This window comes from Bradyrhizobium sp. (assembly GCF_035309285.1).
Classification (GTDB): Bacteria; Pseudomonadota; Alphaproteobacteria; order Rhizobiales; family Xanthobacteraceae; genus Bradyrhizobium.
In genome coordinates, this window is record NZ_DATGFH010000167.1 from 81811 (window position 1) to 97756 (window position 15946).

Genomic DNA, 15946 nt, shown 5'->3' on the forward strand with positions numbered 1-15946 from the left:
TCATGGCGCGTGACCAGATCGATATGACGCCGCTGCAATCGCGCGATGAGCTCGTGGCGTGGATAGCGGCGGGCGTGAAGCCGCCGTCCGAGTTCCGGATCGGCACCGAGCACGAGAAGACGCCGTTCACGCTCGAGGGCCATCGCCCTGTGCAGTATGAGGGCGCGCGCGGCATCGGCGCGCTGCTCGAAGGCATGAAGCTCCTGCTCGGCTGGGAGCCGATCATGGAGCGCGGCAACATCATCGGGCTTTATGACGTTACCGGCGGCGGCGCGATCTCGCTGGAGCCGGGCGGGCAGTTCGAATTGTCCGGCGCGCCGGTCGAGACCGTGCACCAGACACAAGGAGAGCTGATGGCGCATCTGGCGCAGGTGCGTGAGATCGCGACCCCCCTGGGGATAGGCTTCCTTGGCCTTGGCATGACGCCGTCCTGGTCGCGTAGCGAGATCCCGGTCATGCCCAAGGGGCGCTACAAGATCATGACCAATTACATGCCGAAGGTCGGCAAATACGGCCTCGACATGATGTACCGGACCTGCACGGTGCAGACCAATCTCGACTTCTCGTCCGAAGCCGACATGGTGAAGAAGCTGCGCGTCTCGCTCGCGCTGCAGCCGGTCGCAACCGCGCTGTTCGCCAATTCGCCGTTCACCGAAGGCAAGCCGAACGGCTTCCTCTCCTTCCGCTCGGAGATCTGGCGCGACACCGACAACGCGCGATCGGGCATGCTTCCCTTCGCCTTCGAGAAGGGCATGGGCTTCGAGCGTTATGTTGATTACGCGCTTGATGTGCCCATGTACTTCGTCAAGCGCGGCGACGATTATATCGACGTCTCCGGCTCGTCCTTCCGCGCCTTCTTCGAAGGAACGAACAACCGCCTGCCCGGCCAACGCCCGACCCTGTCGGACTGGGCCAATCATCTCTCGACGATCTTCCCTGAAGTGCGGTTGAAGCGATACTTGGAGATGCGTGGCTCCGACGGCGGCCCCTGGAGCCGGCTGCCGGCGCTGCCGGCGTTCTGGGTTGGTCTGCTTTATGACGATATCAGCCTCGATGCCGCCTGGGACATCGCCAGGCACTGGAACGCCCATGAGCGCCAGGCGCTGCGTGATGACGTGCCGCGGCTTGGCTTCAAGGCAAAGATCCGCGACCGCTATTTGTTCGAGATCGCCAAGGAATGCCTTGCGCTCGCGCATGCGGGCCTGCGCCGGCGTGGCCGCATCGACCATTTCGGGCGGGACGAGACCCGGCATCTGGAACCGCTCGATCGCATCATCGATGCGGGCAAGACGCCGGCCGAGGAGCTGCTGGATAGATTTAATGGTCCATGGGGCGGCTCGGTCGAACCGGCCTACTCGGAATACGCGTTTGAGACCAAAAACGCATAAAGCGTGATCCGGACCCGCAGGGGCCACACCAGCGCAGCGGGGGAAGCCGGCTTCGGCAAGGCAATGCCCCTCGGGCTCGAGTGGAAGGATCATGTGCTGACAAAAGATGGAATGCGATGACAATTCGCAGGCTTGTCATAGCGTTCTACGCCTTTAAGTCATTTTGCGCGTGTCGGTTTTTCCGACCGTTCATCCGCCGTACAGGTTCATGGCGATCAAATGGCGGGCGGAGCATGATCCGGAAAAAGGGGGCTGCCCGCACGTTTGGAGCGTGCGGTGGACCCCGGTTTTTCGAAAAGACCACGCTCCAAACAAGAAACTGCTCGCGTGTATCTTCGAAAGCAACCGCGCATGGGAATTGGCCGCCTGCTTGGGGCGTGTTTTGTGACGCTCACTGTGCTCGGGGCCGCGCTGGCTGCGCAGCCTGCGGCTGCCCAGACCAACTTCGACCGGCCGGGCGCCGATTATATGAGTCAACCCGTGATCTCGGGCGATCCCGAGGATTGCGCATTGCTCTGTGAGCGCGACCGCCGCTGCCATTCCTGGAGCTTCAATTACCCGACCGATCCCGCGATCGGCGCGGTGTGCTGGCTGAAGAGCAGCGTGCCGGCGCGCGTAAAGGACAATTGTTGCGTCTCGGGCGTGCGCGGCGCCGGTGTGGTCGAGCCGCACAGCGGCACTGACGAAATCTCGATCGACCGCCCCGGCGGCGACTACAAGGGCTTCGAGGTCAAGAAGGGCGAGGGCCAGGAAGCCTGCAAGGCGGCCTGCACGGCTGACAACAAATGTCGCGCCTGGACCTATGCGCGCGCCGGCTACGTCGGCAAGGAAGCGCATTGCTTCCTGAAAAAGGAGATCAAGCCGCCGCGCCGGCGGGCGGGATATTCTTCCGGCGTCGTCAGGTAACAATCGCCCGTTGGCTTGCGTATCTGAATTGCGTCGCCCACGGCCAAGGGCCGGGCGCGAGCCAGCCAGGGGAACTCACATGACTTTGACGCGCAGACTGTTCAACGGGGCGATGATTGCAGCAGCGCTGGCGATGGCCAGCCTGCTCCGGCCGGCATCGGCCAACACGGCGATTCCTTTCACCACGGAAGCCTTCAAGGCGGCGCAGGCCTCCGGCAGCCCGATCCTGGTCGAGATCCATGCCGACTGGTGCCCGGTCTGCAAAGCGCAGAAGCCGATTCTCGACAAGCTGACCGCGGAACCCAAATTCAAGGATCTGAAGATCTTCCGGGTCGACTTCGATTCCATGAAGCCTGAGGTGAAGGCGTTCGGGGCGCAGATGCAGTCGACCCTGATCGTGTTCAAGGGCGCGAATGAACAGGGCCGCTCGGTCGGCGACACCAAGGAAGAGTCGATCGCCGCCCTGCTCAACAAGAGCCTCTAGGAAGCCGACGTGATCGCGATCGCGCTGGCCTTTCTGGCCGGCTGGCTATCGATCCTCTCGCCATGCGTCTTGCCGCTGGTGCCGATCGTGCTGGGTGCTGCGGTCGCGGCGCACCCGCTCGGCGCGGTGGCGCTGGCGACGGGACTTGCGACATCGTTCACGGGTCTCGGCCTGTTTCTGGCGCTGGCCGGATTTGGCGCCGGCCTTGACGCCGACACACTACGCCTCGCGGCCGCGGTGATGATGATCGCGCTCGGCGCGATCCTGATCGTGCCCTCCTGGCAGACACGATTGGCCGCAGCCGGTGGGCCAGTTTCGCGCTGGGCTGACCAACGTCTCGGCGGACTAGCATTCTCCGGGTTCGCCGGCCAGTTCGCGATCGGTCTCCTGCTCGGCGTCGTCTGGTCGCCCTGCGTCGGCCCGACGCTTGGGGCTGCCTCGCTGCTAGCGGCGCAGGGCCGCGATCTGCCGCAGGTCACACTCACCATGATCGCCTTCGGGATTGGCGCCGCGTTGCCGCTCGCCTTGCTCGGGCTGGTCTCGCGCGCGGCGCTGGCGCGCGTCCGCTCGCGCCTGATGTCGGCGGGAAAGCTCGGCAAGGCCCTGCTCGGCGCGGCCTTCGTCCTTGTCGGGGTTGCGGTCATCAGCGGCGTGGATCATCAGATCGAGGCCGCGCTGGTTGATGCGTCCCCGGCCTGGCTGACGCAATTGACGACGTCGCTTTAGCCGTACGGCGCGGTCTCGGCCGCGATCACCGTGATCTCCGGCCACAGCGTCTTCCATCGCGCCGCTTTGGCCGCGTAATTTGCGGGTGAAAAATTCGGGCCTGGATTGGGCCGCACGATCATGGCAGCGATGTCGGCAAAACCGTGCGGTGCATAGACCTCGTAGCCGTCATCGGTGCAGCGAATCCCGACCATCGTGTTCACAGTGAGGAATCGGTCGATGCCTTCAGTCGAGCTTTTCAGCGGTGGATAGGGCACGCCATGCTTGTCGGGATACCAGAGATGGACGCGCGCCTGGTTGCGCGTCTCGATGGTGACGCCAAGGCCGGCAAGCCTAGCGGCAACATTGCAGATCACCGCGTCCTCGGCTTCCCACGATGTGTCGGGATCGAAATAGAAGACATCGTAATCGCTGATGCCGTAAGTAGGCGCGCGGCCGGTCAAGTGATTCCAAACCGACTGCACGAGACAGCCCGACACCAGCCACGCATCCGGCAGCGCCAGCGCGAATAGCTCGCGTGTGATGATTTCGTTGATGGGGTTTTTCAGTGCTGCAATGAGGAATTGGTCGCGCGTCATTGGAGCTGCCGTAGGGTGTGTTAGTTTTACTGCGTCAGAACCCTCATGGTGAGGAGCGCGTCTTCGCGCGTCTCGAACCATGAGGCCCCAGACGGGCCTACATCCTTCGAGACGCGCGCAAGCGCGCTCATCAGGATGAGGAGATACTGCTGCTTGTGACGCAGTAGGATTAGTTAGCGGAGCGCAATCCACCAATTTTTATCCGCAACAAAAATGGTGGGTTACGCCTTCGGCTGACCCACCTACGAATTGGCATCGAACTCCAGCGCTGTGGCTCGTTATGGCCCGGACAACAAGCCCGGCCATGACGATATCAGTGAAAGCTCAATCAATGCACCGCGGTGAAAAACCGCGCCATGCGGAAGCCGGAGAGCCAGGTCCAGACCGGGTGGCTGCGGATGCCGAGATCCCAGGAACCGACCACGGCATCGGCGCGGCCGACGAGGTTGTCGATCGGCAACAGGCCGACGCCGCCGTCGCGCAGCGGCACGCGGCTGTCGGCGGAATTGTCTCTGTTATCGCCGAGCACGAACAAATGGCCCGGCGGCACGGTGACTTCGGGCGTGTTGTCGAGCCGGCCGTTGTCGCGCATCTTGAAGATCAGATGTGACACGCCGTTCGGCAGCGTCTCGACATAGCGATAGGCGGGCTCGGAATTGCCGTTGTCGTCCTCGGCCTCGCCGACGCCGTCCGGCTTGAGCTGCGCCGGGTGGTCATTGATGAAAAGTTGGCCCTGGCGCATCTGGATACGGTCGCCGGGCAGGCCCACCACGCGCTTGACCCAGGCCTGCGAGCGGTCGCCCGGCCAGCGGAACACGACGACGTCGCCGCGCTTCGGCGTGCCCTCGAACACGCGGCCGGTTTCCGGCAGGTTGATCTGCATCGGCAGCGAGGCGGTGCCGTAGCCATACGGATATTTCGAGGCGAGCAACGCATCGCCGATCAGGAGCGTCGGTTCCATCGAGCCGGAGGGAACGTAAAACGGTTCCGCGATCGCGCCCTTGGCGATGAACACGGCGAGCACGATGCCCGCCAGTTGCAGGCCCTGTCCCACCCAGCTTTTGACTTTGCTTTGGGTGGTGGTGACGTTCTCGCTGGTCATCGGCCGGTCCCTCCGACAGTAATGCGTTCCATCAACAGCGTCGGCTGGCCAACGCCAACCGGGACGCCCTGGCCGTTCTTGCCGCAGGTGCCGATTCCACTGTCGAGCGCCAGATCGTTGCCAATCATGGTTATTCGATGGAGATCGGTCGGCCCGTTGCCGATCAGCATCGCTCCCTTGAGAGGTGTGCCAATTTTGCCATTCTCGATCTTGTAGGCCTCGGTGCACTGGAACACGTATTTGCCCGAGGTGATGTCGACCTGGCCGCCGCCGAAATTGGCGGCATAGACGCCGTTTTTCACGGACGCGATGATCTCGGCGGGGTCGCGTTGGCCCGAAAGCATGTAGGTGTTGGTCATGCGCGGCATCGGCACGTGGGAGTAACCCTGGCGGCGGCCGTTGCCGGTCGGCTTCATGTTCATCAGCCGCGCGTTCTGCCGGTCCTGCATGTAGCCAACCAGAATGCCGTCCTCGATCAGCACGGTGCGGTTGGTCGGCGTGCCTTCGTCATCGATCGAGAGCGAGCCGCGGCGCGAGGCAATGGTGCCGTCGTCGACCACCGTGACGCCCTTGGCGGCGACCTGCCGGCCCATCAGGCCCGCAAAGGCCGAGGTCTTCTTGCGGTTGAAATCGCCCTCGAGCCCGTGGCCGACGGCTTCGTGCAGCATCACGCCGGGCCAGCCGGCGCCCAGCACGACATCCATCTCGCCCGCGGGCGCCGGAACCGATTCAAGATTGACCAGCGCCTCGCGCAACGCGCCGTCGGCGGCGTCGCGCCAGGATCTGGTTTCGATGAAGCGCGCATAGCCCTCGCGGCCGCCATAGCCCTTGCTGCCGCTCTCCTGCCGGTCGCCTTGTCCGGCAACCACGGAGACATTGACGCGCACCAGCGGGCGAATGTCGCGATAGCTCTCCCCGTCGGGACGAACGATCTCCACCACCTGCCAGGTCGCCCCCAGGCTCACCGTAACCTGGCGCACGCGCGGGTCCTTGTCGCGCAGATATGCGTCGATCTCGCCAAGCAGCTTGACCTTGGCCTCGAAGCCCGGGGCATCGAGCGGGTTATCGTCGCTGTAGAGCTTCACATTGGTGTGCGCGGGGGGCGCTGCAAAGCTGCCGCTATAGCCGCCACGCACCGCGGCAACCGCATCCGCCGCGCGGATCAGCGCCGGCAGTGAGACGTCGGAGGAATGTGCATAACCGACCGCGTCGTCCTTCACCGCGCGCAGGCCAAACCCTTGCGAGGTGTCGTAGGTGGCCTGCTTCAGCCGCCCATTGTCGAACATCAAGGCTTCGGTCTGGCTGTATTCAAGGAACAGCTCGCCGTCATCGGCCCCCAAAAGCCCGCGCGAAACTTCATGGCGAACAGCGTCGCGGTCGAGATTGGCGCGGTCGAGAAGCGAGGTTGTGGGGTTCATCAGGCTAATCCATTGCGTGCGGGCAAGGCTACAAGATAGTCTTTCGGGTGGTCCGTTGCGAGGGCCACGCAAGATACCAATAGCCGCAGGCGAGGGCGGAAGTGGCTGAAATTTTCGTAAGCTTCCGCCAGATGCGGATTGCCGTCGCGGACGTGGTCGCCTGGGTTTCCTGCTCGCCAGACTCAAGGCGCGGGTGCTCGACGACTTTTCCGAATTGACCAAGGACGATATGGCTCGCTTATGCGGGGAAGTGCGCGAGGCAAGTTGTCAAGGCCTCATCGGTCGTCCTCACGGCAACTTGTCAAATCCCTCCGCGAGTCCGTTCAAACTGAGCGGAAATCCGATCCCCTCTTCCGGCGTCTGGAAGATGATGAAGGTAGCGGTCTTCGCTGTCTTCAGCTCGTTGAGCAGCTTGTCGTCCATGATCACTTCGGCGACGCAGCCGTTGGGCAGGCAGCGGACGAAGCCGGCGCGGCCGACGTCCTTGTCGTCGAGCTTGAGCCCAAGTCCTGAGGGCAAGAGCACGCCGAGCGGGGCGACCACGCGCATCAGGCGGCTCTTCTGATCGGCCGTCTTGAGCACGATCACGGTGAGACCCGCATTGGAACGGTCCTCGGCCACCACGCTCTGGATCAGGGCGCATTGTTCCTGCTTTGCGCCCGGCGGGGTGTCGCAGCGGATCTGCCAGTCGCCATGCACCGAGCGCACGGCGCCTTGCGCCTGCGCTGGCTCCGTCGATCCCAGCGCGAGGCCGGCGGCGAGCGCGAGCGCGACCACCGTCAGCGCGCCGACGCGAAAAGTTCTGTGTCGGTCAGGTCCCATTCGGGTCATCCCTGAAAAATACCTCAAGCCCCTCGTCTCACCAACGCGACTGAACCGGTAATGACGGCGCCTTGAAGGCACTCTTTCCTTAAATTTCGAGCAAATCGCGCGCCAGACCTCGCCTTCGCGACCTTTGGCTAGTTGCGAATCACCCGATGGCGGTGTGCTGAGCCCTTGGCACCATCGCCCAAACCACCTGTCAAGCCGCGGAACGCGGCTCGGGCGGCGGTAATGCCGGTTTATGGGGAAATCTGCATCTGCCCGCGCTTCCGTGACGAGCAGGCCGCGGCTGTGTTTTGCCCCCTACTACTGCATTGCGAGAGCCTGAGAATTATGGTTTGAGAGGCTGGATTTCGGCTTGTCTCGCGATCTGGCCCGGGCACCTCTTGGCTGCCCTTCAGGCCGTTTGGCAGGGAGCAGATCGTGCCGCATTTCGCCCTTCGGCGGGATGCTTCGGGGATGTGATTGAAGGGAGCGCGAGCGACATGAAGATGTCGATGGGCCGGATGGGCCGGCGGTTGCTGGGTGTTGCGGTGGCCGGTATCACGCTGCTGACGAGCGGGGCGGCCTTCGCCGAGCTCGGCCAGCCGCGTGAGTGGGAATGGAAGCTGCAGCAGTCCGGCTCGTCGGTGATGGACCGGATCGAATCGTTCCACAATGCGCTGCTCGTCGTGATCACCCTGATCACGCTGTTCGTGCTCGGGCTCCTGATCACCGTGATGGTGAAGTTCAACGCTCGCGCCAACCCGACGCCGTCGCGGACCACTCACAACACCCTGATCGAGGTGGCCTGGACTTTAATCCCGGTCCTGATCCTGGTGGGCATCGCGATTCCCTCGTTCAAGCTCCTGTTCCTGGAGCTCAACATCCCGAAGGCGGATATCACCGTCAAGGCGACCGGCAAACAGTGGTATTGGAGCTACTCCTACCCCGATAACGGCAAGTTCGAATTCGATTCGCTGCTCGCCTGCGACGAAACGCGCACCAAGTGCGGGCAGCCGCGGTTGCTTGCGGTCGACAATCAGATGGTGGTTCCTGTCAACAAGGTGATCCGTGTCGAGACCACCGGCGCCGACGTGATCCACTCCTTCTCGGTGCCGGCCTTCGGTATCAAGATCGACGCGATTCCCGGTCGCCTCAACGAGACCTGGTTCAAGGCCGTCAAGACCGGCATGTATTACGGCCAATGCTCGCAGCTCTGCGGCAGGGATCACGCCTTCATGCCGATCGCGATCAAGGTGGTGACCGATCAGGAGTTCACGGCCTGGGTTGCTGACGCGAAGAAGAAATTCGCCAGCACAAACACCAACACCTACGCTTCGGTGGCCGACGCGACGCGATAGGGCGCAAGCTGGAAGGACAAGGGCGAGGGGACCGCACGGTCCTCGACAGGAACTGCAAGGCAGGATTTGACTATGGCAAGCAACGCTGCGACGACACACGACGAACACGCCCACGACCATCCGACCGGCTGGCGACGCTACGTCTATTCGACGAACCACAAGGACATCGGTACGATGTACCTGGTGTTCGCGATCATCGCGGGTCTCATCGGCGCTGCGCTGTCGATCGCGATCCGCGCGGAGCTGATGTATCCGGGCATTCAGATCTTCCACGACCCCCATACCTACAACGTGTTCGCGACCTCGCACGGCCTGATCATGATCTTCTTCATGGTCATGCCGGCGATGATTGGCGGCTTCGGCAACTGGTTCGTTCCGCTCATGATCGGTGCGCCCGACATGGCATTCCCGCGCATGAACAACATCTCGTTCTGGCTGTTGCCGGCCTCCTTCGCGCTGCTTCTCTCCTCGATGTTCGTGGAGGGCGAGCCGGGTACCCTCGGTGCCGGCACCGGCTGGACGATTTACGCGCCGCTGTCGACCACCGGCCATCCGGGACCGGCCGTCGATTTCGCGATCCTGTCGATCCACCTTGCCGGTGCGTCCTCGATCCTCGGCGCCATCAACTTCATCACCACCATCTTCAACATGCGCGCGCCGGGCATGACGCTGCACAAGATGCCGCTGTTCGTGTGGTCGATCCTGGTGACGGTGTTCCTGCTCTTGTTGTCGCTGCCGGTGCTCGCAGGCGGCATCACCATGCTGCTGACCGACCGCAATTTCGGTACCACCTTCTTCTCCGCCGAGAGCGGCGGTGATCCCTTGCTGTTCCAGCACCTGTTCTGGTTCTTCGGCCATCCCGAAGTGTACATCCTGATCCTGCCCGGCTTCGGCATGATCAGCCAGATCGTCTCCACCTTCTCGAAGAAGCCGGTGTTCGGCTATCTCGGCATGGCCTATGCGATGGTCGCGATCGGCGGCATCGGCTTCGTGGTCTGGGCCCACCACATGTACACGGTCGGCATGAGTGCGGCGACGCAGTCCTATTTCGTCGCTGCCACCATGGTGATCGCGGTACCCACGGGCGTGAAGGTCTTCTCCTGGATTGCCACCATGTGGGGCGGCTCCATCGAGTTCAAGGCCCCGATGCTGTGGGCGATCGGCTTCATCTTCCTGTTCACCATCGGCGGCGTCACCGGCGTCGTGCTGGCGAATGCCGGCGTCGACCGCGTGCTGCACGACACCTATTACGTGATCGCGCACTTCCACTACGTGCTGTCGCTGGGGGCCGTGTTCGCGATCTTCGCCGGCTGGTACTACTGGTTCCCGAAAATGACCGGCTACATGTACAACGAGACCATTGCCAAGGCGCACTTCTGGTTCACCTTCATCGGTGTCAACCTGGTCTTCTTCCCGCAGCACTTCCTCGGGCTTTCCGGCATGCCGCGGCGCGTCGTCGACTATCCGGATGCCTTCGCCGGCTGGAACTTCATCTCCTCGATCGGCTCCTACATCGCCGGCTTTGGCGTGCTGATCTTCCTCTACGGCATGTTCGACGCCTTCTTCGTGCGCAAGGAGCGGGCCGCCGACAATCCCTGGGGCGCAGGAGCCACCACGCTGGAATGGACGCTGTCGTCGCCGCCGCCATTCCACCAGTTCGAAACGCTGCCGCGGGTGCAGTGAGCCGATAAGACCGCGGCGCCTTGTTCTGGGCGCCGCGCCGTTTTCAGGGAAACGCGTTATCTTGTCCGTTGTCGATCATACCGCCATTGAACTGCCGGCCGTCCGGATCTCGGAGGCCGATGTCGGCGACTACATCGCGCTGTTGAAGCCGCGGGTGATGTCGCTCGTGATCTTCACGGCGCTCGTGGGGCTCGTGATCGCGCCCGGCCATTTCCACCCGGTCCTCGCCTTCACCTCGCTGCTTTGCATCGCGGTCGGGGCCGGCGCGTCCGGCGCCCTCAACATGGCGCTCGAGGGCGACATCGACGCGGTGATGTCGCGCACCGCCAACCGGCCGATCCCGCGCGGACGGATCACGAAAGCCGAGGCGATGGCGTTCGGCATGACGCTCGCGTTCTTCTCGGTGATGACGCTCGGCATCCTCGTCAACTGGTATGCAGGCAGCCTGCTCGCCTTCACCATCTTCTTTTATGTCGTAGTCTACACGCTTCTCTTGAAGCGCCGCACCGCGCAGAACATCGTGATTGGCGGCGCCGCCGGATCGCTGCCGCCGGTGGTGGCGTGGGTCGCGGCGACCGGCTCGATTTCGGTCGAGCCGCTGCTGCTCTTCCTCATCATCTTCTTCTGGACGCCGCCGCATTTCTGGGCGCTGGCGCTGTTCCGCTCCGACGACTATGCCCGCGCCGGCGTGCCGATGCTGCCGGTGGTCGCCGGACCCGATGCGACACGGATGCAGATCCTGCTTTATACCATCGTGCTGGTCGCCATTGCGGCAGCGCCCTGGCCACTCGGCTATTTCGATTTCGTCTACGGCATCACCTCGCTGGTGCTCGGCGCCGGCATGCTGGTGCTTGCGATCAACGTCTATGTCAGCCGCGAGCGCTCTCGATCGCTGCGCGCGACGCGAAAGCTTTTTGCCTTTTCCATCCTCTATCTGTTTGCGCTGTTTGCGACGCTCCTGATCGAGACGGTTATGCGCACCGTCATGCCTTTGGTCGGGTAGGGGGCGCAAGGGGGCGTATGGGATACGCATGGACGAGAAGCGAGAGCCAGAACAGGGACGAGAGCCGGAACAGGGGATCGTCCTCACCGAGGCGCAGCTCAGGAGCCGGCGCCGGCGCTCGATCGCGATTGCGCTCGCGCTCGGCGTCCTCGTCGTGCTGTTTTTCGCGGTCACCCTTGTCAAGGGGCCGGCGGTTCTGAACCGGCCGTTGTGAGCGACATGAACCAGGATACGACCAGGGAAACGAAAGCAGCGCCGCGGCTGACCCGCGATGCTCTGGTGGCTGCGATTTGCGGCTTCGTGGTCGTGCTGATGGTCGGCGCGGCCTATGCCGCCGTACCCTTCTACAACTGGTTCTGCCGCGCCACCGGATTCAACGGCACAACCCAGGTCGCGACCTCGATTCCGACCGCCAAGCCGCTGGCGCGCACCGTGGCGATCCGTTTCGACTCCAATGTCGCCGGCGGGCTGCCCTGGAAGTTCGAACCCGAGAAGACCCAAATCCAGGTCCATATCGGCGAGGTCACGACCGTCTATTACACCGTCACCAACGAGTCGGCGCGCACCACCACGGGACAGGCGGCCTACAACGTCACCCCGTTGGCGGTCGGCGCCTATTTCCAGAAGATCAACTGCTTCTGCTTCACCGAGCAGACCATGAAGCCGGGCGAGAAGCGCGAGATGGCCGTCGTGTTCTATGTCGATCCGTCGATCGTCAACGACCATGAGAACGATGCGCTGAACACCATCACCCTGTCCTACACCTTCTATCCCGTCCGCGACCCGACGCCGCAACCGGTGGCCTCGCGCGAGCCGGACAAGCCCAAGGGCAACCTTTGATGACCGGGACTTCGAGCAAATTCCGGTCTGATGTCTGGAACGAACACGTGCCGGCGGGACCGGCGCGCTTGAGGAGAGAGCGATAATGGCTGAGGCGCACGTCAAGCATCACGACTACCACCTCGTCGATCCCAGTCCGTGGCCCATCGTCGGCTCGGTCTCGGCCTTCATCATGGCCATCGGCGCGATCGCCTGGATGCATCACATGTTTGCCGCCCCCTGGCTCGTTTTCGGCGTCGGTACCCTGGGCGTGCTTTACACGATGGCCTCCTGGTGGGGTGACGTCATCAACGAGGCCGAGCACAAGGGCGACCACACCCGCGTGGTGCAGATCAGCCACCGCTACGGCATGATCCTGTTCATCGCCTCCGAGGTGATGTTCTTTGTCGCCTGGTTTTGGGCCTTCTTCAATTCGGCGCTGTTCCCGGCGGACGCGGTTCACGCCGCGCGCGACGCGGTGTTCGGCTGCGGCCTCGGCACGCAGATGGGCGCCTGCGCCGTCCCCGGCACCTGGCCGCCGAAGGGCATCGAGGCGTTCGACCCCTGGCACCTGCCGCTGCTCAACACGCTTATCCTGCTCACTTCGGGCACCACGGTCACCTGGGCGCACCACGCGCTGCTCGAGAACGACCGCCAGGGCCTGAAATACGGATTGATCCTGACCGTCCTGCTCGGCGCGAGCTTCACCTGCGTGCAGGCCTGGGAATATGCGCACGCGGCGTTCCACTTCTCCGGCAACGTCTATGGCGCGACCTTCTTCATGGCGACCGGCTTCCACGGCTTCCATGTGCTGATCGGCACCATCTTCCTGATCGTCTGCCTGACCCGCGCCTATCGCGGCCATTTCTCGCCTACCCATCACCTCGGCTTCGAATTCGCCGCCTGGTACTGGCACTTCGTCGACGTGGTCTGGCTGTTCCTGTTCGTCTGCATCTATGTCTGGGGCACCGGAGGCGGCCGCATCGGCGTCATCGCCGAATAGGGGGCAGTCACCGAAATCGGGAAAAGGGCGGCCGCCGCGCCGCCCTTTTTGTTTGGCCAAGCCCTCCGGCCCTGTGCTAATTCGCCCGGCATGAATGCGCCGGATGCCGAGAAGCCGCGGGTTTCGCCCTATGTCGCGGGGCTCGCCTGCCGCTGCCCGCGCTGTGGCCGGGGCAAGCTCTATGCGGGTTTCCTGACGCTGCGCTCCAGTTGCGACGCCTGCGGGCTCGATTACGCCTTCATGGATTCCGGCGATGGACCTGCGGTGTTCGTCATCATGATTGCGGGAGCGATCGTGGTGACGGCGGCGCTGATCACGGAAGTGAAATTTTCGCCGCCGCTCTGGGTGCATGCGATGCTGTGGCTGCCGCTGACACTCGCGGTTACGCTGTGGCCGCTGCGCGCGATCAAGTCGCTGTTGATCGCGCTGCAATTCCATCACAAGGCTGCCGAAGGCCGGCTCACCGAACGCGCTCCGAAATGAGCGGTTCTCGAAAGCGAGGCCTCGGCTTCGGCATCTTTACCCTGGTGATGGTCGCGATCTTCGCTGGCCTCGGGTTCTGGCAATTGCAGCGCCGCGTCGAGAAGCACGCGCTGATCGCGGCGCTGACCGAGCGGCTGGCGGCTCAGCCCGCGCCCCTGCCGCCGGCCTCGCAATGGCGTGCGCTCAAGGCGGCCAACGACGAATTCCGCCGCGTGACGTTCACGGCCGCCTACGCACGCCTGCCCGATGCGATGGTCTATTCGTCCGGCTCCGCCGTGCGCGGGGATATCTCCGGCCCCGGCACCTGGGCGTTCCTGCCGGCGCGGCTCGCCTCTGGCGAGACCGTCGTGGTCGATGCCGGCTTTGTCGAGAACACGATGCAGGATCGCGGCGTCGAGGATCGTGCGGTGGCGCGGCTTGCCGCCGATCCGCCGGTCACGCTCACGGGCTATTTGCGCTTTCCGGAAAGTGCGGGCTTGCTGACGCCCGCGGCCGATCCCGCAAAACGGCTGTGGTTTGCGCGCGACGTGCCGGCAATGGCGCAGGCGCTCTCCTGGGGCAAGGTCGCGCCGTTCTACATCGACCTCGAGGCGCCCGTGCCGCCGGGCGGCATCCCGAAACCCGGCCCCCTGCAGGTGCACTTACGCGACGAGCACATGCAATACGCCATCACCTGGTTCGCGCTGGCGATCGCGGTGATGATTTCGTTCGGCGTGTGGCTCAGGCGACCAGCGTAGGGCGGGTTAGCGTTAGCGTACCCGCCGCCGCGAGCATCGGCGCATTACGCCAACGCTAATGCGCCCTACGAGTTCTGTGAAGTTTCCTGCATGCTGCTGCCCAGACCTTCGACAATCGCATCCAGCACGCGCAACGCGTCGACAGTGCCGTCGGCCTCGCCTTTCTCAAAATCCTGCTCGGCGACCGCCATGGTGTTGGTGACATGGGCCAGGCACAAAACGTCTCTGCTCGCGGCACGAGCGAATGTGTAGAGCGCGGCGGCTTCCATTTCGACGGCGAGGACCCCCTTTGCCTGTGCTGCGCTGATGGCTTCCCTGGTTTCGCGAAACGGCGCGTCGGTGGTCCAGCTCGCGCCGACATGAACGGGCAGGTCCTTGTCCTTGAGCGCAGCGACAGCCGCCCTGACGAGCTTGGGATCCGCGTCGGCAAAAGCTTGCGGCGCCGCGTAATGATAGCTGGTGCCCTCGTCACGCAGCGCGCGATCGATCACCACGAAATAGGGTGGATTGCTCACGGCGTTGATCTGCCCGGCGGAGGTCAGGCTGATCAGCAGGCGGCAGCCGAGCGCAAACAGCTCCTCTGCAACCAGCACCGCGAAAGGCGCGCCGACGGCGCAACCGATGATTCCGCAATTCCGCCCGGCTAGTGAAAATTCGTGAAGCTCGGTGTGATAGCACGGCCAGTGCGCCGAGAGCCTGGCTTGCGCGGATTTGCGCAAGTGCCGGACGATATCTCCGTCGGGATCGAGAATGCACACGGCCGGCACCTCGGCTTGCGGCAATCCCTTCTGCCGCCGCGCTTCGCGCAACAGCGCCGCCGGCTCGAAGACCGAGGGAGCGTCCGGATCTTTGTGATCGAGAATCGGGGCAGACATCCAAGCTCCTGACGCATGATTTCGAGCGAAGCGGAAAATAGCAGGATCGCATCGCGCGCGAACTGATTCGCCCGACGACGAGGCAAATCATGTCGATTTTCGTCGCACTGGCTGGCTCACCCCGCGCAAGGATGAAAAATCGCCTGCGCCAAAAGACCAATTTCGCGAGCCATTTCAAGCTGATTTGGGTTGTCCAGCCCTCGAAGCAAAAATATTTCACTTTCCGAATATCGGAATTTATGGATTCATGCGCCCGTCCTGCACTCATGAAGAGGGGCGTACGCGTCGTCACGAACGTGGAGCGCGGGATGCGATGGACGTATTGGCGCGCGTGGACGAACGGCGCTCGATGCGGACGGCCAAGCCGTGTGGTCCTGATCCCCCGATGCTGGGATCAAGTTTGCGGATGATGATTCCGCAGGCGATGGTGGCTAAAAAGCCCGGCACACCAGGGAGAGTGCGGAGCAGTCGTTAAAACCATTGCGCAGGGAAGGCCGGTGCTTTCGGCGTACCTGCTACGACTTGTGTGCGTTCTGCGCTTACTACCTGCACACAAGGCTTGCGGGTGCGAGCTGA

General features: G+C 63.5%; 17 protein-coding genes. 12 read left to right on the forward strand and 5 right to left on the reverse strand.

The features are described 5' to 3' along the window. Positions 1–2: 2 nt before the first annotated feature. From VKR55_RS29710 to VKR55_RS29725, 4 genes are all read left to right on the forward strand, one after another. Positions 3–1388, forward strand: coding sequence for a glutamate--cysteine ligase (locus VKR55_RS29710; RefSeq protein WP_324408959.1), 1386 nt, complete (start codon positions 3–5; stop codon positions 1386–1388). 351 nt (positions 1389–1739) lie between these two features. Continuing rightward, entirely contained in the window at positions 1740–2294 is a 555-nt protein-coding gene (locus VKR55_RS29715; protein ID WP_324408960.1) for a PAN domain-containing protein, read from the forward strand. Positions 2295–2373: 79 nt separating this feature from the next. Continuing rightward, the gene (locus tag VKR55_RS29720) at positions 2374–2778 is read left to right on the forward strand and encodes a thioredoxin family protein (protein WP_324408961.1); all 405 of its coding nucleotides are present in this window, start codon (positions 2374–2376) and stop codon (positions 2776–2778) included. 9 nt (positions 2779–2787) lie between these two features. Continuing rightward, on the forward strand, positions 2788–3504 hold the full coding sequence (locus VKR55_RS29725) for a cytochrome c biogenesis CcdA family protein (protein WP_324408962.1): 717 nt from the start codon (positions 2788–2790) through the stop codon (positions 3502–3504). On the opposite strand, the gene VKR55_RS29730 is transcribed toward VKR55_RS29725, so the two are convergent. The 4 genes from VKR55_RS29730 to VKR55_RS29745 form a co-directional block, all read right to left on the reverse strand. Further along, on the reverse strand, positions 3501–4082 hold the full coding sequence (locus tag VKR55_RS29730; protein ID WP_324408963.1) for a nucleotidyltransferase family protein: 582 nt from the start codon (positions 4080–4082) through the stop codon (positions 3501–3503). The genes VKR55_RS29725 and VKR55_RS29730 overlap by 4 nt on opposite strands. Positions 4083–4410: 328 nt before the next feature. After that, positions 4411–5184 (reverse strand): signal peptidase I, encoded by a 774-nt coding sequence (lepB, locus tag VKR55_RS29735; RefSeq protein ID WP_324408964.1) that lies wholly within the window; start codon positions 5182–5184, stop codon positions 4411–4413. Further along, positions 5181–6605 carry a metalloprotease TldD gene (gene tldD / locus VKR55_RS29740; RefSeq protein WP_324409046.1) on the reverse strand — a complete coding sequence of 475 codons (1425 nt, stop codon included), beginning with the start codon at positions 6603–6605 and terminating at the stop codon, positions 5181–5183. Before tldD ends, lepB begins: the two co-directional genes overlap by 4 nt. 285 nt (positions 6606–6890) lie before the next feature. Next, on the reverse strand, positions 6891–7424 hold the full coding sequence (locus tag VKR55_RS29745; RefSeq protein WP_324408965.1) for an invasion associated locus B family protein: 534 nt from the start codon (positions 7422–7424) through the stop codon (positions 6891–6893). 485 nt (positions 7425–7909) lie between these two features. Here VKR55_RS29745 and coxB point away from each other — a divergent pair, with 485 nt between their 5' ends. The 8 genes from coxB (at position 7910) to VKR55_RS29785 (ending at position 14495) form a co-directional block, all read left to right on the forward strand. Then, the gene (gene coxB, locus VKR55_RS29750) at positions 7910–8767 is read left to right on the forward strand and encodes a cytochrome c oxidase subunit II (RefSeq protein WP_324408966.1); all 858 of its coding nucleotides are present in this window, start codon (positions 7910–7912) and stop codon (positions 8765–8767) included. Positions 8768–8839: 72 nt separating this feature from the next. Next, the gene (gene ctaD, locus VKR55_RS29755; protein WP_324408967.1) at positions 8840–10450 is read left to right on the forward strand and encodes a cytochrome c oxidase subunit I; all 1611 of its coding nucleotides are present in this window, start codon (positions 8840–8842) and stop codon (positions 10448–10450) included. Between the two features lie 61 nt (positions 10451–10511). Then, positions 10512–11453, forward strand: coding sequence for a heme o synthase (locus VKR55_RS29760; protein ID WP_324408968.1), 942 nt, complete (start codon positions 10512–10514; stop codon positions 11451–11453). Between the two features lie 28 nt (positions 11454–11481). After that, positions 11482–11667 carry a CoxF protein gene (locus VKR55_RS29765; RefSeq protein ID WP_324408969.1) on the forward strand — a complete coding sequence of 62 codons (186 nt, stop codon included), beginning with the start codon at positions 11482–11484 and terminating at the stop codon, positions 11665–11667. A 5-nt stretch (positions 11668–11672) separates the two neighbouring features. Continuing rightward, the gene (locus VKR55_RS29770; protein WP_324408970.1) at positions 11673–12293 is read left to right on the forward strand and encodes a cytochrome c oxidase assembly protein; all 621 of its coding nucleotides are present in this window, start codon (positions 11673–11675) and stop codon (positions 12291–12293) included. Between the two features lie 85 nt (positions 12294–12378). Beyond that, on the forward strand, positions 12379–13275 hold the full coding sequence (locus tag VKR55_RS29775) for a cytochrome c oxidase subunit 3 (RefSeq protein ID WP_324408971.1): 897 nt from the start codon (positions 12379–12381) through the stop codon (positions 13273–13275). Positions 13276–13365: 90 nt separating this feature from the next. Then, positions 13366–13758 (forward strand): DUF983 domain-containing protein, encoded by a 393-nt coding sequence (locus tag VKR55_RS29780; RefSeq protein ID WP_324408972.1) that lies wholly within the window; start codon positions 13366–13368, stop codon positions 13756–13758. Next, on the forward strand, positions 13755–14495 hold the full coding sequence (locus tag VKR55_RS29785; RefSeq protein WP_324408973.1) for an SURF1 family protein: 741 nt from the start codon (positions 13755–13757) through the stop codon (positions 14493–14495). Before VKR55_RS29780 ends, VKR55_RS29785 begins: the two co-directional genes overlap by 4 nt. Before the next feature lie 65 nt (positions 14496–14560). On the opposite strand, the gene VKR55_RS29790 is transcribed toward VKR55_RS29785, so the two are convergent. Next, positions 14561–15370, reverse strand: a complete 810-nt coding sequence (locus VKR55_RS29790) for a nucleoside phosphorylase (RefSeq protein ID WP_324408974.1) — start codon at positions 15368–15370, stop codon at positions 14561–14563. Positions 15371–15946 lie beyond the last annotated feature (576 nt).